Annotated in this window: 12 protein-coding genes; 2 read left to right on the top strand and 10 right to left on the bottom strand. The window is 71.5% G+C overall.

The window, feature by feature from the left end:
- Positions 1-26: 26 nt before the first annotated feature.
- The 6 genes from tmk to ACYU7G_RS07755 all read right to left on the bottom strand — a co-directional run bounded on the left by tmk (position 27) and on the right by ACYU7G_RS07755 (position 7,577).
- The gene (gene tmk / locus ACYU7G_RS07780; RefSeq protein ID WP_461106476.1) at positions 27-644 is read right to left on the bottom strand and encodes a dTMP kinase; all 618 of its coding nucleotides are present in this window, start codon (positions 642-644) and stop codon (positions 27-29) included.
- Positions 641-2,008 carry a CYTH domain-containing protein gene (locus ACYU7G_RS07775; RefSeq protein ID WP_461106474.1) on the bottom strand — a complete coding sequence of 456 codons (1,368 nt, stop codon included), beginning with the start codon at positions 2,006-2,008 and terminating at the stop codon, positions 641-643. Before ACYU7G_RS07775 ends, tmk begins: the two co-directional genes overlap by 4 nt.
- Before the next feature lie 14 nt (positions 2,009-2,022).
- On the bottom strand, positions 2,023-4,698 hold the full coding sequence (gene topA, locus ACYU7G_RS07770) for a type I DNA topoisomerase (RefSeq protein WP_461106472.1): 2,676 nt from the start codon (positions 4,696-4,698) through the stop codon (positions 2,023-2,025).
- Positions 4,699-4,963: 265 nt separating this feature from the next.
- Positions 4,964-5,620, bottom strand: a complete 657-nt coding sequence (locus ACYU7G_RS07765) for an SRPBCC domain-containing protein (RefSeq protein WP_461106470.1) — start codon at positions 5,618-5,620, stop codon at positions 4,964-4,966.
- A gap of 1 nt (position 5,621) precedes the next feature.
- The gene (locus tag ACYU7G_RS07760; protein WP_461106468.1) at positions 5,622-5,975 is read right to left on the bottom strand and encodes an ArsR/SmtB family transcription factor; all 354 of its coding nucleotides are present in this window, start codon (positions 5,973-5,975) and stop codon (positions 5,622-5,624) included.
- Between the two features lie 39 nt (positions 5,976-6,014).
- Entirely contained in the window at positions 6,015-7,577 is a 1,563-nt protein-coding gene (locus ACYU7G_RS07755) for a DUF7059 domain-containing protein (RefSeq protein ID WP_461107261.1), read from the bottom strand.
- Positions 7,578-7,591: 14 nt separating this feature from the next.
- On the opposite strand from ACYU7G_RS07755, the gene ACYU7G_RS07750 reads away from it, so the two are divergent.
- Positions 7,592-8,626 (top strand): hypothetical protein, encoded by a 1,035-nt coding sequence (locus ACYU7G_RS07750; RefSeq protein WP_461106466.1) that lies wholly within the window; start codon positions 7,592-7,594, stop codon positions 8,624-8,626.
- Between the two features lie 74 nt (positions 8,627-8,700).
- Positions 8,701-9,087, top strand: a complete 387-nt coding sequence (locus ACYU7G_RS07745) for a hypothetical protein (RefSeq protein ID WP_461106464.1) — start codon at positions 8,701-8,703, stop codon at positions 9,085-9,087.
- Between the two features lie 12 nt (positions 9,088-9,099).
- Here the strand turns inward: ACYU7G_RS07745 and ACYU7G_RS07740 are convergent, their stop codons facing one another.
- The 4 genes from ACYU7G_RS07740 to ACYU7G_RS07725 all read right to left on the bottom strand — a co-directional run bounded on the left by ACYU7G_RS07740 (position 9,100) and on the right by ACYU7G_RS07725 (position 12,542).
- On the bottom strand, positions 9,100-9,459 hold the full coding sequence (locus tag ACYU7G_RS07740) for an Rv3654c family TadE-like protein (protein ID WP_461106462.1): 360 nt from the start codon (positions 9,457-9,459) through the stop codon (positions 9,100-9,102).
- Positions 9,456-9,848 (bottom strand): TadE family type IV pilus minor pilin, encoded by a 393-nt coding sequence (locus ACYU7G_RS07735; RefSeq protein WP_461106459.1) that lies wholly within the window; start codon positions 9,846-9,848, stop codon positions 9,456-9,458. The genes ACYU7G_RS07740 and ACYU7G_RS07735 overlap by 4 nt, the downstream gene beginning before the upstream one ends.
- A complete protein-coding gene (locus ACYU7G_RS07730) occupies positions 9,845-10,111 on the bottom strand; it encodes a DUF4244 domain-containing protein (protein ID WP_461106457.1) in 267 nt (88 codons plus the stop codon). The genes ACYU7G_RS07735 and ACYU7G_RS07730 overlap by 4 nt, the downstream gene beginning before the upstream one ends.
- A 178-nt stretch (positions 10,112-10,289) precedes the next feature.
- Positions 10,290-12,542 carry a DEAD/DEAH box helicase gene (locus tag ACYU7G_RS07725; protein WP_461106455.1) on the bottom strand — a complete coding sequence of 751 codons (2,253 nt, stop codon included), beginning with the start codon at positions 12,540-12,542 and terminating at the stop codon, positions 10,290-10,292.
- Positions 12,543-12,568 lie beyond the last annotated feature (26 nt).

Below are 12,568 nucleotides of genomic sequence, written 5' to 3'. Positions count from 1 at the left end.
CCTGCCAGCCCCCACCGACAGTTCGCTCAGCCACAGTCCAGCAGAGTCCCGAGCCGGGCGGTGATGGCCGCGGTGACCTCCGGGATCGGCAGTCGGGCGTCCACCACCAGGTAGCGCTCCGGGTCCTGCTCGGACAGGTGCAGGAAGTGGGCGCGCACGCGGCGGTGGAACTCGTCCCCGGCACCCTCCAGGCGGTCCTTCTCCGCGATCCTGCCAACGGCGTCCCCCGGTTCGGTGTCCAGCAGGATGGTCAGGTCCGGGCGGAGGCCGTGGGTGGCCCAGCGGGCGACCTCCTCCACCTCGGCGACGTCGAGGACCCGGCCGGCGCCCTGGTAGGCGATCATCGAGTCGACGTAGCGGTCGCACACCACCACCGCCCCGTCGGCCAGCGCGGGTTCCACCACCTGCATCAGGTGTTGTGCCTTGTCAGCGGCGTAGATGAGCGCCTCGGCGCGGGGGGCGACGTCGCCGGTGGCCGGGTCCAGGACGAGGCTGCGCAGCTTGGCGCCGAGCTCGGTGCCGCCGGGCTGCCGGGTCCTGACGTGGCGGACTCCGCGCGCGGCCAGCCACTCGACCAGCGCGTCGACCTGCGTGGACTTGCCCACCCCGTCGCCGCCCTCGAGGACGATGAAGGCGCCGCTCATCGCTTCTTCTTCGCCTTCTCCTGGAACTTGCGCAGCTTCGCGATCCGCTCGGGCCACTGGGCCACGAACTTCGCCCGGGACCTGATGACCGTGAACCGACGGCGCTCGGTGCGCATCCCCTCGTCGAAGGCCTCCTCGACGGTGAGTCCCTCGAGGTCGACGGGCTCGTCGGAGGGGGCGACGCAGGAGCGCAGGTGGGTGCTGAGCTCGTCGAGCAGCCGCACGATCTTGGTCAGCGGCTTGCCCGGCAGCAGCGAGGCGACCGCAGCGGAGACGGCCAGCTGCTCGGCCGCCTGCAGGGCGGCGGCCCACTGCTTGTCGGGCGAGGACTCCTCCAGCGCCCGGCACCGGTCGGCGAGGATGTAGACGCCCTGCTCGGCCCGACGGTGCAGCAGCGGGGCGGCCAGGTCCTGGGAGTTGTCCCCCAGCCTGGGCGCGTGCACCGCGCCGACCAGCGCGTCGGCCACCCGCAGGGCGACGGGGACGGCGTCGGTGGCGCTCTCGAACGGGACGCCCGCCACGAGTTCCTGCACCCGCTCGCACCACTGCGGGTCCAGGGCGTGCGCGAAGCCGCGGACGTTGCGGGCGACGGTGGTGAGCTGGCGGTTCAGGCTGTCCACGTCGTCGGGGCGGACGGCGGCAAGGTCCAGCAGGACCTCCACGAGGTCGTGCAGGTCGCGCGCGAACACGGCGGTGACGAGCTCCTCGAGGGTGGAGTCCCGGCCGACGGGCTGGGGTTCGGGGAAGTCGGTCATGCCGGTGGCGGGCGGCCCGAGGCGCTGCTGCAGGGACGGGAACGCGTCCACAGGCGTCGCCGAGACCGAGAGCATGGAGGACAGCACGAACTCCCGCTGCTGCGGGGTGAACTGGCCCACGGGCGCGATGGTGGTCTCGCGGTAGCGGGCGGTGGTGACGCCGCCGCGGCGGACCGCCACCTTCTCGTCCAAGATGTCGGCCAGGGTCTCGCCGTCGTCGGTGAGCATCGCGTACTCGGTGCGCTCCACGTCCAACGCGGCCACGGGGCCGAGGACGGCACCGCGGGCGATGGGACGCACCAGCGCCGCGAACTCCGGCGGCAACTCGGTGGCCCCCACCGGGACTGAGCGGTGCTTGGGCAGCCTCGGCACCCAGGCCGGGGCCTCGAGCACCCAGGTGCCCACGCCGTCGGCGATGTGGTGGGAGACCACCACCCCGGCCCTCAGCAGTCGGTTGTCCGGGGCGTCGATGATGGTCACGCCACTGTCAGTGGCGCCGCCGGAGCGCTGCACCAGCCGCGCGATGCCGACGGACCGGGAGGTCATGGGCGGCGCAGTCGCCGTGAACGGAACGTGGAACCGCAACGCTGACTTGTGCTTCTTGCCCATGCGAGGTCCTCAGCTCACTCGGCGGTCTTCTTGGCGGCCGGCTTGCGGGTGGTGGTCTTCTTCGCCGGCGCCTTCTTGCGGGCCGGCTTCTTGGCCGGGCCCTTGGCGCGCTTCTCGGCGAGCAGTTCGAAGGCCCGCTCGGGGGTCACCGTGGCCGGGTCGTCGTCGCGCCGGAGCGTGGCGTTGGTCTCGCCGTCGGTGACGTAGGGGCCGAACCGTCCGGACTTGAGCACCGTGGGCTTTCCGGAGACCGGGTCCGCGCCGAACTCCTTCAGCGGCGGCGCCGCGGCCGCCCGGCCCCGCTGCTTGGGCTGGGCGTAGATGGCCAGCGCCTCGTCGAGGGTAATGTCGAAGATCTGCTCCTCCGACGTCAGCGAGCGCGAGTCCGTGCCCTTCTTCAGGTACGGGCCGTAGCGGCCGTTCTGCGCAGTGATCTCCACGCCCTCGGCGTCGGTTCCCACCACGCGCGGCAGGCTCATCAGCTTCTTGGCGGTCTCGAGGTCCATGCTGTCCAGACTCATGGACTTGAACAGCGAACCGGTGCGCGGCTTCTTGCTCTTGGGTGCGTCCTCGGGCAGCACCTCGGTGACGTAGGGGCCGTAGCGGCCGTTCTTGGCCACCACCATCAGGCCGGTGTCGGGATCGACGCCCAGCTCGTGCTCCGCGTCCAGCGGCTGGCTGAGCAGTTCCTCCGCGTAGGCGACGGTGAGGCCATCGGGGGCGACGTCCTCGGGCACGTTGGCGCGCTTGCCCTCGGAGTCCTCGAGGTAGGTGCCGTAGCGCCCCACCCGGACGTTGATGCCGGAGTCGGCGATGGGGAAGGTGGACAGCTCGCGGGCGTCGATGTCGCCCAGCTCGTTGACCAGGGCGTGCAGGCCCTGGTGCTCGGAGCCGTCGGGGCCGCGGTAGAACTCGGTGAGCACCTTGAGCCGGTCTGCGTCGCCGGCGGCGATCTCGTCGAGGAGGTCCTCCAGCTCGGCGGTGAACTTGTAGTCGACGAGCTTGGAGAAGTGCTCCTCGAGCAGTCGGGTGACCGCGAACGCCAGCCACGTGGGCACGAGCGCGGAGCCCTTCTTGAACACGTAGTCACGGGCGGTGATGGTGCGGATGATCGACGCGTAGGTGGACGGGCGCCCGATCTCCAGCTCCTCGAGCTTGGCCACCAGCGAGGGCTCGGTGTAGCGCGCCGGCGGCTTGGTCTCGTGGCCGGCGGCGGTCACCGACTCGGCGTGCACCTCCTGGCCCTGCGCCAGCTGCGGGAGGCGGGTCTGGGAGTCGTCGGAGGCCGCGGCCGCGTCGTCGGAACCGGCTACGTAGGCCTTCAGGAAGCCGTGGAACAAGATGGTGCGTCCCGACGCCGTGAGCTCGGCCTCGGTGACGGCGCCGGTGGCGAGTTCCACCGGGGAGCCCAGCTCGGCGTCGATGCGCACGGTCATCTGCTCGCCGCGCGCGTCGGCCATCTGGGAGGCCAGGGTGCGGCGCCAGATCAACTGGTACAGCTTGAACGCGTCGCCGTGCAGGCCGGTGCGGTCCGGGTGCTGGAACGTGTCGCCGGCGGGGCGGATGGCCTCGTGCGCCTCCTGGGCGTTCTTGACCTTGGAGGCGTAGAAGCGCGGCTTCTCCGGCAGGTAGGAGTCGCCGAACAGCTCGGAGACCTGCTTGCGGGCGGCCTGGATGGCCGACGCCGCGAGCGTCACCGAGTCGGTACGCATGTAGGTGATGAAGCCCTTCTCGTAGAGCTCCTGCGCCACCGACATCGCCCGCTGCGCCGTGAAGCCCAGCTTGCGGCCGGCCTCCTGCTGCATCGTGGTGGTGCGGAACGGCTCGTAGGGGCGCCGGGTGTAGGGCTTGGCCTCGACGGAGGCGACGGACAGGCTGCCGGCCTTGATGGCCTCGGCCAGCGAGTTGGCGCCCGCCTCGTCGAGGATGACGGCGGTGGCGTTGGTGACCTTGCCGTCGGAATCGAAGTCACGGCCCTGGGCGATCTTGTTGCCGCCCACCGTGGTCAGGCGGGCCGGGAAATTGCGCGGCTCGGCCTGCGCGCCGCCGTCGAGCACGGCGTCGAGGTCCCAGTAGGAGGCGGGCACGAACGCGATCCGCTCCCGCTCGCGGGCCACCACCAGGCGGGTGGCGACGGACTGCACGCGCCCGGCGGACAGCCGCGGCATGACCTTCTTCCACAGCACCGGGGAGACCTCGTAGCCGTAGAGGCGGTCCAGGATGCGGCGGGTCTCCTGCGCGTCGACCAGGTCCGTGTCCAGTTCGCGCGGGTTCTTCACCGCCTCCTCGATGGCGCTGGGGGTGATCTCGTGGAACACCATCCGGCGGGCGGGGACCTTGGGCTTCAGCTCCTGCAGCAGGTGCCACGCGATGGCCTCGCCCTCGCGGTCGCCATCGGTTGCGAGCAGGAGTTCGTCGACCCCTGCGAGCTTGGTCTTGAGGTCCTTGATGGTTGCCTTCTTGTCGGCTGCCACCACGTAGAGGGGCTGGAACCCCTCGTCCACGTTGACCCCCGTGCGGGCCCACGGCTGGCCCTTGTACTTGGCGGGCACCTCTGCGGCGCCGGTGGGGAGGTCACGGACGTGGCCGCGGCTGGACTCCACGATGTACCCGTCACCGAGGTATCCGGCGATCTTGGTCGCCTTCGTGGGCGACTCGACGATCACGAGTCGCTTCAGCTTGTCGGCCATGCAACTTCTTCCATTCGTGGGGGCAGGACGATTGGAATGCTAGCCGACGCGTCGCAGTGGTCCGTCCCAGAGCCCCTCGCACCGGACATGCGGGGGTCGGGCCGGCAGCCGCGCCGAGACCGATGACGCCAACGCAACAGTGTTGCGCAGAGGGTGGTTGACGACGCCCTTCCCAACAGTGTTGCGCTGGGTCCGATGGCGCCAGCGCAACACTGTTGCGCACGCGTCTGCAGTCGGCGGCCTGCGCGACAGTGTCGCGCTGGGGTCAGGCGGGCTGGCCGGTGTAGAAGCCGTAGGTGGCGTCGGCGTTGCGGGCCGCGACGGCGGCGTCGGCCCCGGCGACGACGTGCGCGGCCGCCCAGGCGTCGGCGGCGCCGCGATAGAACTGCCTGCCCTCGTCGGTCCCGGCCCAGGCCTCGGCGTCGGCGGGGCTGAGCTCCCCGGCGGTGGCACCCAGGTGCAGGCCCAGCCCGAGCAGCCCACCGTCCCAACCCACGCCCGTGGCACCGGGCCCGAAGGTGTCCCACATCTCCTGCGGCACGTCGGCCTCGCGGGCGACGTGTTCCAGCACCAGCCGGGTGGAATCGCCCTCCCCCGCCAGGGAGATCGACACCCAGCTCATGCCGCCGCCGAACTCCCAGGTGATGCGGTAACCGGCGCTGCCGTCCGACGGCGGCGTGCACTCCAGCACGGTGCCGCCGGCGTTGCCGAGGAGCTGGTAGCGGCCGCCGAGCGCGAGTTCGCCCTCGACGGGCATGAACCAGCGCTCGATCCGGTCCGCGTGGGTGACGGCCTCCCACACGTCCTCGATCGGCGAGGGGTAGGTCTGTTCGAGGCTCTGCACGCGGGCGGGTTCCCCGTCGCGCTCCTCGGTGACCACTGCGCGGGAGACGGCTCCCAGTTGTGCGATGACGTCGACCATGTCAGTTCTCCTTGTTGTTCTCTTCGGCCAGGCGGCGCTGGCGCCTGCCCCGGGCCAGTTCGGTGCCGAGTGCGTCCAGCTTGGGCAGCCAGAAGCGTTCGAAGGCGCTCAGCCACTGCCGGGCCTCGGTGGGACCGCGGCCGTCGACGGCGTAGAGCCGCCGGGTGCCCTGGGCGCGGACGGTGGCGAACCCGTTGTCCCGCAGCACCTTGAGGTGTTGCGAGACGGCGGGCTGGCTGATGCCGAACTCCTCCCCCACCCGGGCGCTGATCTCACCCGCGCCGAGCTCCCCGTCGGCGAGGAGTTCGAGGACCCGCCGCCGCACGGGGTCCCCCAGGACGTCCAGAGCGTGCATGGGAACCATTGTTAAGCAGCAGCTTATTTAAGTCAAGACTTAATTCAAGGCTCCGACGACGTCGGGCTCCTCCTCGAGCGCCTCGCCCTCGGGTCCGAGCACGAGCAGTTGGTCGCGCAGGGCGTCGCGGATCACTGGCACCACCTCGGCGGCCAGTTCGGCGGCGTCCACCTCGAGCACCTGCGCCACGGCGGCGAGCACCTGGCCGACGGTGAGTTCGCCGTCGAGCGCACCCAGGACGGCCGCCTCCGCGGTGCCCACCTCGATGGCCCGCAGCAGGCCGGTGCGCTGCCGCAGCACGATGTGCTGCGGGTCCGCGGCGCCGGGTTCACCGATGGTCTCCTGCTTGACGTCGGCCAGCCGTGGCGTGGCTGCGAGGAGCTCGGCCAGCGGCAGCAGCGACGCGTCGACGGCGGCCCGGTCCTGCGCGAACGCGAGCCCGACGGGCTGTACGACGGCGTGGGGCCAGGTCTCGAACCGCAACTGCGGTTCCTGGCGGCCGGCCGCGGTCAGCATGATCCAGCCCATGCCAACCTCCTCGATGCCCAGTTCGTCGAAGTAGTCGAGCCAGCGGCGGTAGGCGGGCAGCCACTCCTCGGAGCCGGCGAGACCGGCGTCGGTGAGCCAGAGTTCGATGTAGGAGTAGCGGTCCATCCGCTCCCGCTCGATCACCCAGCAGTCCAGGCCGGTGCCCGCCACCCAGCCGCGCAGGCGCTCGGTCCACTGCTGGTCCGCGGTGACGGCCCAGTTGACGAGGAACTGGGCGGTGCCGCCGGGGTTGAGGTGTTCGGCCGCGCCCCGGACAACGGCCTCCACCAGGCCGTCGGCGGTGTGGGTGCCCTCGCGGTAGGTGAGGCGGTCCCCGTCGTCGCCGGGTGGGCTCATGACGTAGGGCGGGTTGGACACGATCAGGTCGAAGCGCTCCCCGGCCACGGGTTCGTAGAGGGAGCCGTGGCGCAGGTCCACGTCGATCCCGGACAGTTCCGCGGTCAGCCGGGCGCATTCGAGGGCGCGCTCGTTGAGGTCGGTGCCAACCACCCGCCCGCAGTGCCGGGCGAGGTGCAGCGCCTGCACGCCGCAGCCGGTGCCCAGGTCCAGGGCCGAGCCGACGTCGTCGCGCACGATCAGCTGGGCGAGGGTGAGGGACGCGGGCGAGGCGCCTAGGACGTAGTCGGGGCGGGTGGCGGAGGTGGCCGAGTCCATGCCGGGAGTGAGGTCGCTGGCCAGGAAGCCGGAGGCGCCGTCGTCGGGCGAGTCGTAGGGGCGGATGTCCAGGAGTGCCACAACCTCGTCGCCGTCGAGGCGGAGCACGTCCTGGGCGACGAGGTCACTCAGGTCGAGCGCGGCGGCGACGTGCTCTGCGGGCACGGCCTGCTGCAGCAGGAACAGCCGGATGAGCACGGCCAACGGGTCCATGGCATCGCCGAGCGCGACGTCCGCGGCGAGGGTGGTGTTGCGGCCGAGGGCCTCCTGCCCGGCCTCTCCGATCCGGTCCAGGACGGCGTCGACGGTGTAGCCGATCTCGTTCAGGCGGTGGCGCAGGGCAGTGGTGTCCGGGTGCATGTGGCAAACACTAGTTGGGCGACAGCGAACCCGTTCGATGCCACAATGCCGCCGTGAACAAGTTCGAACTAGTCGCCAAGCCCGGCAAGATCGCCCTGGCTTTCGCGATCGCCGTCGGAGTCGGCCTGGCCGCGGTGCTGGTCACCTACGGGCTGATCAGCCGCTTCAGCAACTGGACGCCCACGCGGGTGATGCCGATCGCGCTCGGCATCGGCGCCGTGGTGGCGGTGGGCATGGTGATGAGCACCCTGTTCAGCACCATCAAGCGGATCGAACTCGACGGTCAGGCACTGCGCATCCACATGCTGGCCGGCGGCGTGAAGGAGTACCGCCTCGGTGAGAACCAGTTCGCCCCCAAGCTCACCCACCAGATGAACCGGGGACAGCACGTCGGCACCACCCGGGCCCTCGAGATCGTGGGCCCGCACGGCACGGACACCCACACCATCGCCTTCGAGGCCGAGGAATTCAACGAGCTCGTCAACCGGCTCACCGGCCGCTCCGTGGGCGCCCAGCCGAACGCCCCACACTCCCCCGGGGCTCCGGGCACTCCCGGTGCACCGGCGGCGGTGGGCAGGCAGCCGCTGAACTTCCAGCCGCAGCGCTTCGAGATCTCCCGCAAGCCGCTGCGCAAGTTCAACATCACCTTCTACGTGCTGGCGGGCATCATCCTGCTGCTCGGCACCTTCGTCGCCTGGGGCATCAGCACCGAGGACAACGTCGAGCCCTACCTCCCGTGGGTGGTGCTGGGCGGGTTCATCCTGTTCGCCCTCATCCTCGTGGCGCCGGTGCTGGTGATGCGCAAGCGCGCGGACAAGCTGCCCAAGCAGATCGTCGTGGCACCCACCTGGGTGTCCTTCGACGACAGGACGTTCAACTACTCAGACCTCAAGGTGATCCAGATCAAGCCGCAGGGCGAATTCATCAATCGCTCCGCGAAGATCCTCACGAAGGCCGACGAGCGCGTCGTCTACGACCTCGGGATCGGCACCTACCGCAAGATGTTCGAAAGCTACGACCAGTTCGCCCACCTCCTGGAGCAGGCCGGGACCGCCGCCGCGGGCGTGGTGCGGATCGACTGGAGCTGACGATCCGGACACCTCCCCTGCCGAGCGGCCCGGACCCCAGCAGTCTCGAGTTCACCACACCCACCTGGAACCTCGTGAAGCGCTTCGGCGCGCCACCGCTTTACGGGCTCTACCTGGCCCTGCTGGCGCTGGCACTGCTCGCCGGTCCGCTGGAGGTCCGCGGGGACTCCGCACTGGCATGGTCGGCCGGAGTCTGGCTCGTGGCCACAGTTGGGGTCGTCCTGTTCCGGCTGTTCAACACCGTCCGCTCGGTGGCGGTGGACCCTCGTGTGGTCCGGATCCGAATGACCTCGGGCGCCGTAAAGCAGTACCTGGTTGCCAGCACCCGGTTCCAGCCCAGGATCCGACAGGTCACTTCAACGGTCGGCGCCTCGTCCCCACCCGGCAGGTTCCTGGTGGCCGGCACCCGGGACCGGGACGCCGCCGCGGCCGGGGTGCCGGTGGAGTTCGAGTACCGCTGACGCGCCAGCCCCTCAGCCCGTCCCGGCGAACGCCCCCCGCACCACCTCCTCCGGCAGCCCGGGCAGGGTGGGTCTCAGGGGGGCGCGGACCCTGACCTCCAGCACGAACGCGCGCCGGTCCCCCACCGCCCGGCACCGCGTCACCGTGGCGCCGTTGACCCGGGCGGCACCGTCGGCGGCCTCGCAGGCATCCAGCCCCTCGGCCATCGCGGAGGCACCCGCCAGTGCGGCGAGGTCCGCCGCGTCCTGGGTGGCGGTGACCTGCGCCAGCCAACCGGCGAGGATGCAGGCGGCGGTGGCCACGGTGAGCAGCACCATCGCCACGCCGGCGGTCAGCACGGTGCCGACGCCCCGCTCGTCGTGCCGCCTCATGGCTGGGCGCCGTTCTCGTAGCGGGCCCAAGAGGTGTCGGCCACCTCCACCACCCCGATCCCGAACACGTCCACCGGCACCTCGACCGTGACCTCCACGCCGTCATCGACGTCGCGGGCCGCCACGCGGGCACCGGCCGGCGCCTGCTCCTCGGCCCGCTCCGCCGCGACGGCGTCGCCGCGTGCGAGCTGCCTGGCTACCTCCGAACTGGTCCGGGCGCAGGCGGCCTGGGCCACGCCCAACATCACCACCCCCACGAGCACGGCGGCGAGCAGGGTGGCCGTCACGAAACCCACTGCGAGTTCCACGGTGACCAGCCCCCGCTCGCGGAGCCCGGGGAGGCGGCGCGGGGCGACGCCCACCGGCGCCGCCCCGGGCCCGCTGCTCATCCGGCGAGCATGTCGAAGATGCCGACCACCCATTCCCAGAGGATCTCGAAGAACCGGTTGTCGTCGAAGATGCGCAGCAGCGTGAGCGCGACGGTGGCGGCGGCCACGAGGCCGATGGCGTACTCGATGGTGGTCAGGCCCCGCTCCGCAAGGCGGCGCGCCCGTCCTCTGCGCGGTGCGGTCTCGACGGCTCCCTCGCTGTCCGGGGATGCGACGGCGGGCACGCGGCCGAGCGCCTCGTCGGCGATGTTGTGGTTGGTCATGGTCAGTCCCTTCTCCAAGGTGCCCGGGTGCCCTTCACCCGCGGCACCCCACACTCTGGGATTTCGAAGGGGTGATCCGTCACGGGAATTACTGGCTGTGGATAAGTCCCGCGGAACGGTCTGTAATCACCCCGGGACCGTCCGTTCACCGCTGGCCGGCGGGTGCCCGCCGCGCGGGTCAGTCGGCGCCGAGCAGTTGCCGCAGCAGGGAGGTGGCGTCGGCCTTGTCCAACACCTGGTTGGCGTTGCCGCACCTCGGGGAGACGACGCAGGCCGGGCAGCCGTCGTCGCACCGGCAGGTGTCGAGCCGCTCCAGCGTGGCGGCGAGCCACTCCTCGAGGACCTCGAAGCCACGGGCGGCGAAGCCGGAGCCGCCGTCCATGCCGTCGTGGACGAAGATGGTGGCCAGCCCGGTGTCCGGGTGGGCGGCGGTGCTGACGCCGCCGATGTCCCAGCGGTCACAGGGTGCGAACACCGGGAGCAGTCCGATGGCGGTGTGTTCCATGGCGTGGGCCGCGGCTCCCATCCGCAGCGCCGGCCAGCGCAGCACGCGCTCCAGTTCTCGCGGCACGGTCCACCACACGGCCTGGGTGCGCAGCTGCCGCTTGGGCATCTCCAGTTCGGAGGCGTCGAGGACGTCGTGGGTGACCTCGTCGCGGCGCAGGTAACCCACCACCCGGGAGGTGATCAGCACGTCCCCGAAGCCGGCCTCGGTGACGCCGATTTCGCGGCGCCGCGACTGCCGGAGGACCTCGATGTCGAAGGTGGACTGCGCCTGCGTGTAGTAGTGGGGCCGCACTGCGGTGACGAGGGCCTGGTGCTCGTCGCGGTCCAGGTCCGTCACGGCCCAGGTCTCGCCCTGGTGCAGGTAGACCGCCTCGGGGTGCACGGTGCGGTCGGCGGCCTCGTCGCTGACGATCCCCAGCACCCGGCCGGTCTCCCGCTCGATGATCTCGATGGGCGCCGGGCCGGTGGCACGCAGGTTGATGAAGTCCACCGCCCGGTCCGGGCGCGTCCAGAACCAGCGGCCGCCGCGGTCCCGCAGCACGCCCTGCACCGTGAGCTGTTCCACCAGTGCCATGGTCTGCGGGCCGAACCAGCGCTCGTCCTCGGCGCTGAGCGGGTGCTCCTGCGCGGCGGCGGCCAGGTGCGGGCCCAGCACGTGCGGGTTGCCGGGGTGGCACACGGCGTGCTCGACGGGGGCGTCGAAGACCAGCTCGGGGTGGGCCAGCAGGTAGGTGTCCAGGGGGTTCTCGCGGGCCAGCAGCACCACCAGCGACTCCTGCCCCGCCCGCCCCGCGCGGCCGGCCTGCTGCCAGAACGAGGACAGCTTGCCCGGGTAGCCGGAGACCAGCACCGCCTCCACCCCGGAGACGTCCACCCCCAGCTCCAGCGCGTTCGTGGTGGCCAGCCCGCGCAGCTCGCCGGACTGCAGCGCCGCCTCCAGCCCGCGCCGGTCCGAGGCCAGGTACCCGGCCCGGTAGGAGGCGATCCGCTCCGGTTCGAGGGCCTCCTCCTGCGCCCCGACGGCCACCAGTTCGGCCCCAGCCCGGCTGGGCACGAACGCCAGTGTCTGGGCGCCGTCGTCGGAGAGGCCGGCGAGCAGTTGCGACGTGTCGTGGTTCAGCGAGCCCTTCGGCTGCCACAGGGCGACGGTGCGGGCGGAGGTGGGCGCGGTGGACTCGTCCACCACCTCGACGCCATCCTCGCCGATCAGCGCTCCCCCGAACTCCGCGGCGTTGGGGGCGGTGGCCGAGCACAGCAGCATCGTCGGGTTGGTCCCGTACAGCGCGCACAGCCGCCGCAGCCGGCGCAGCACGGCTGCCACGTGGGCACCGAAGACGCCCTGGTAGCGGTGTGCCTCGTCGACGACGACGTAGCGCAGGCCGCCGAGGAACCGCGCCCATTTCTCATGGTTCGCCAGCACCGAGAAGTGCAGCATGTCCGGGTTGGACAGCACGAACTGGGCGTGCTCGCGGGCGAAGCGGCGCTCGCCCTGCTCCGAGTCACCGTCGAGGGTCCCCACGCGCCAGCCCTTGGGCGCGAGTTCGCGGGCGGCGCGGTACTGGTCGTGCGCGAGCGCCTTGGTGGGCGCCAGGTAGAGGGCGGTGTGGCGGGGCTTGGCGAAGCTGCGCGCCTCGGGAAGTTCCCACCCGAAGCGGCCCTCCGTCGTCGCCGCGATCACCGGCATCAGGTAGGCCAGCGACTTGCCCGAGCCGGTGGGTGTGCAGATGGCGGCGTGCCGGCCGGCGAAGGCCAGTTCGGCGAACTCGGCCTGGTGCTGCCAGGGTTGTTCGATCTCGGCCGCGCGGATGCTGTCCACGGCCGCGGCCGGCAGCCACTGCGGCCACTGCCCCGTCGCACCGGCACCGGCCCCGCGACGGCGCAGTGCCACCACCTCGTCGCGCTCGAGCAGCCAGTTCCAGTCCACGACCCAACTTTGCCAGTCCCCACCGA

The organism is Tessaracoccus terricola, assembly GCF_054776555.1.
This window is presented reverse-complemented; position numbering and strand designations above follow the sequence as displayed.

Bases quoted from the DNA above. Each gene is read 5' to 3' on its own strand.
- tmk (WP_461106476.1), bottom strand. From the start codon at position 644: ATGAGCGGCGCCTTCATCGTCCTCGAGGGCGGCGACGGGGTGGGCAAG.
- ACYU7G_RS07775 (WP_461106474.1), bottom strand. From the start codon at position 2,008: ATGGGCAAGAAGCACAAGTCAGCGTTGCGGTTCCACGTTCCGTTCACG.
- topA (WP_461106472.1), bottom strand. From the start codon at position 4,698: ATGGCCGACAAGCTGAAGCGACTCGTGATCGTCGAGTCGCCCACGAAG.
- ACYU7G_RS07765 (WP_461106470.1), bottom strand. From the start codon at position 5,620: ATGGTCGACGTCATCGCACAACTGGGAGCCGTCTCCCGCGCAGTGGTC.
- ACYU7G_RS07760 (WP_461106468.1), bottom strand. From the start codon at position 5,975: ATGCACGCTCTGGACGTCCTGGGGGACCCCGTGCGGCGGCGGGTCCTC.
- ACYU7G_RS07740 (WP_461106462.1), bottom strand. From the start codon at position 9,459: ATGAGGCGGCACGACGAGCGGGGCGTCGGCACCGTGCTGACCGCCGGC.
- ACYU7G_RS07735 (WP_461106459.1), bottom strand. From the start codon at position 9,848: ATGAGCAGCGGGCCCGGGGCGGCGCCGGTGGGCGTCGCCCCGCGCCGC.
- ACYU7G_RS07730 (WP_461106457.1), bottom strand. From the start codon at position 10,111: ATGACCAACCACAACATCGCCGACGAGGCGCTCGGCCGCGTGCCCGCC.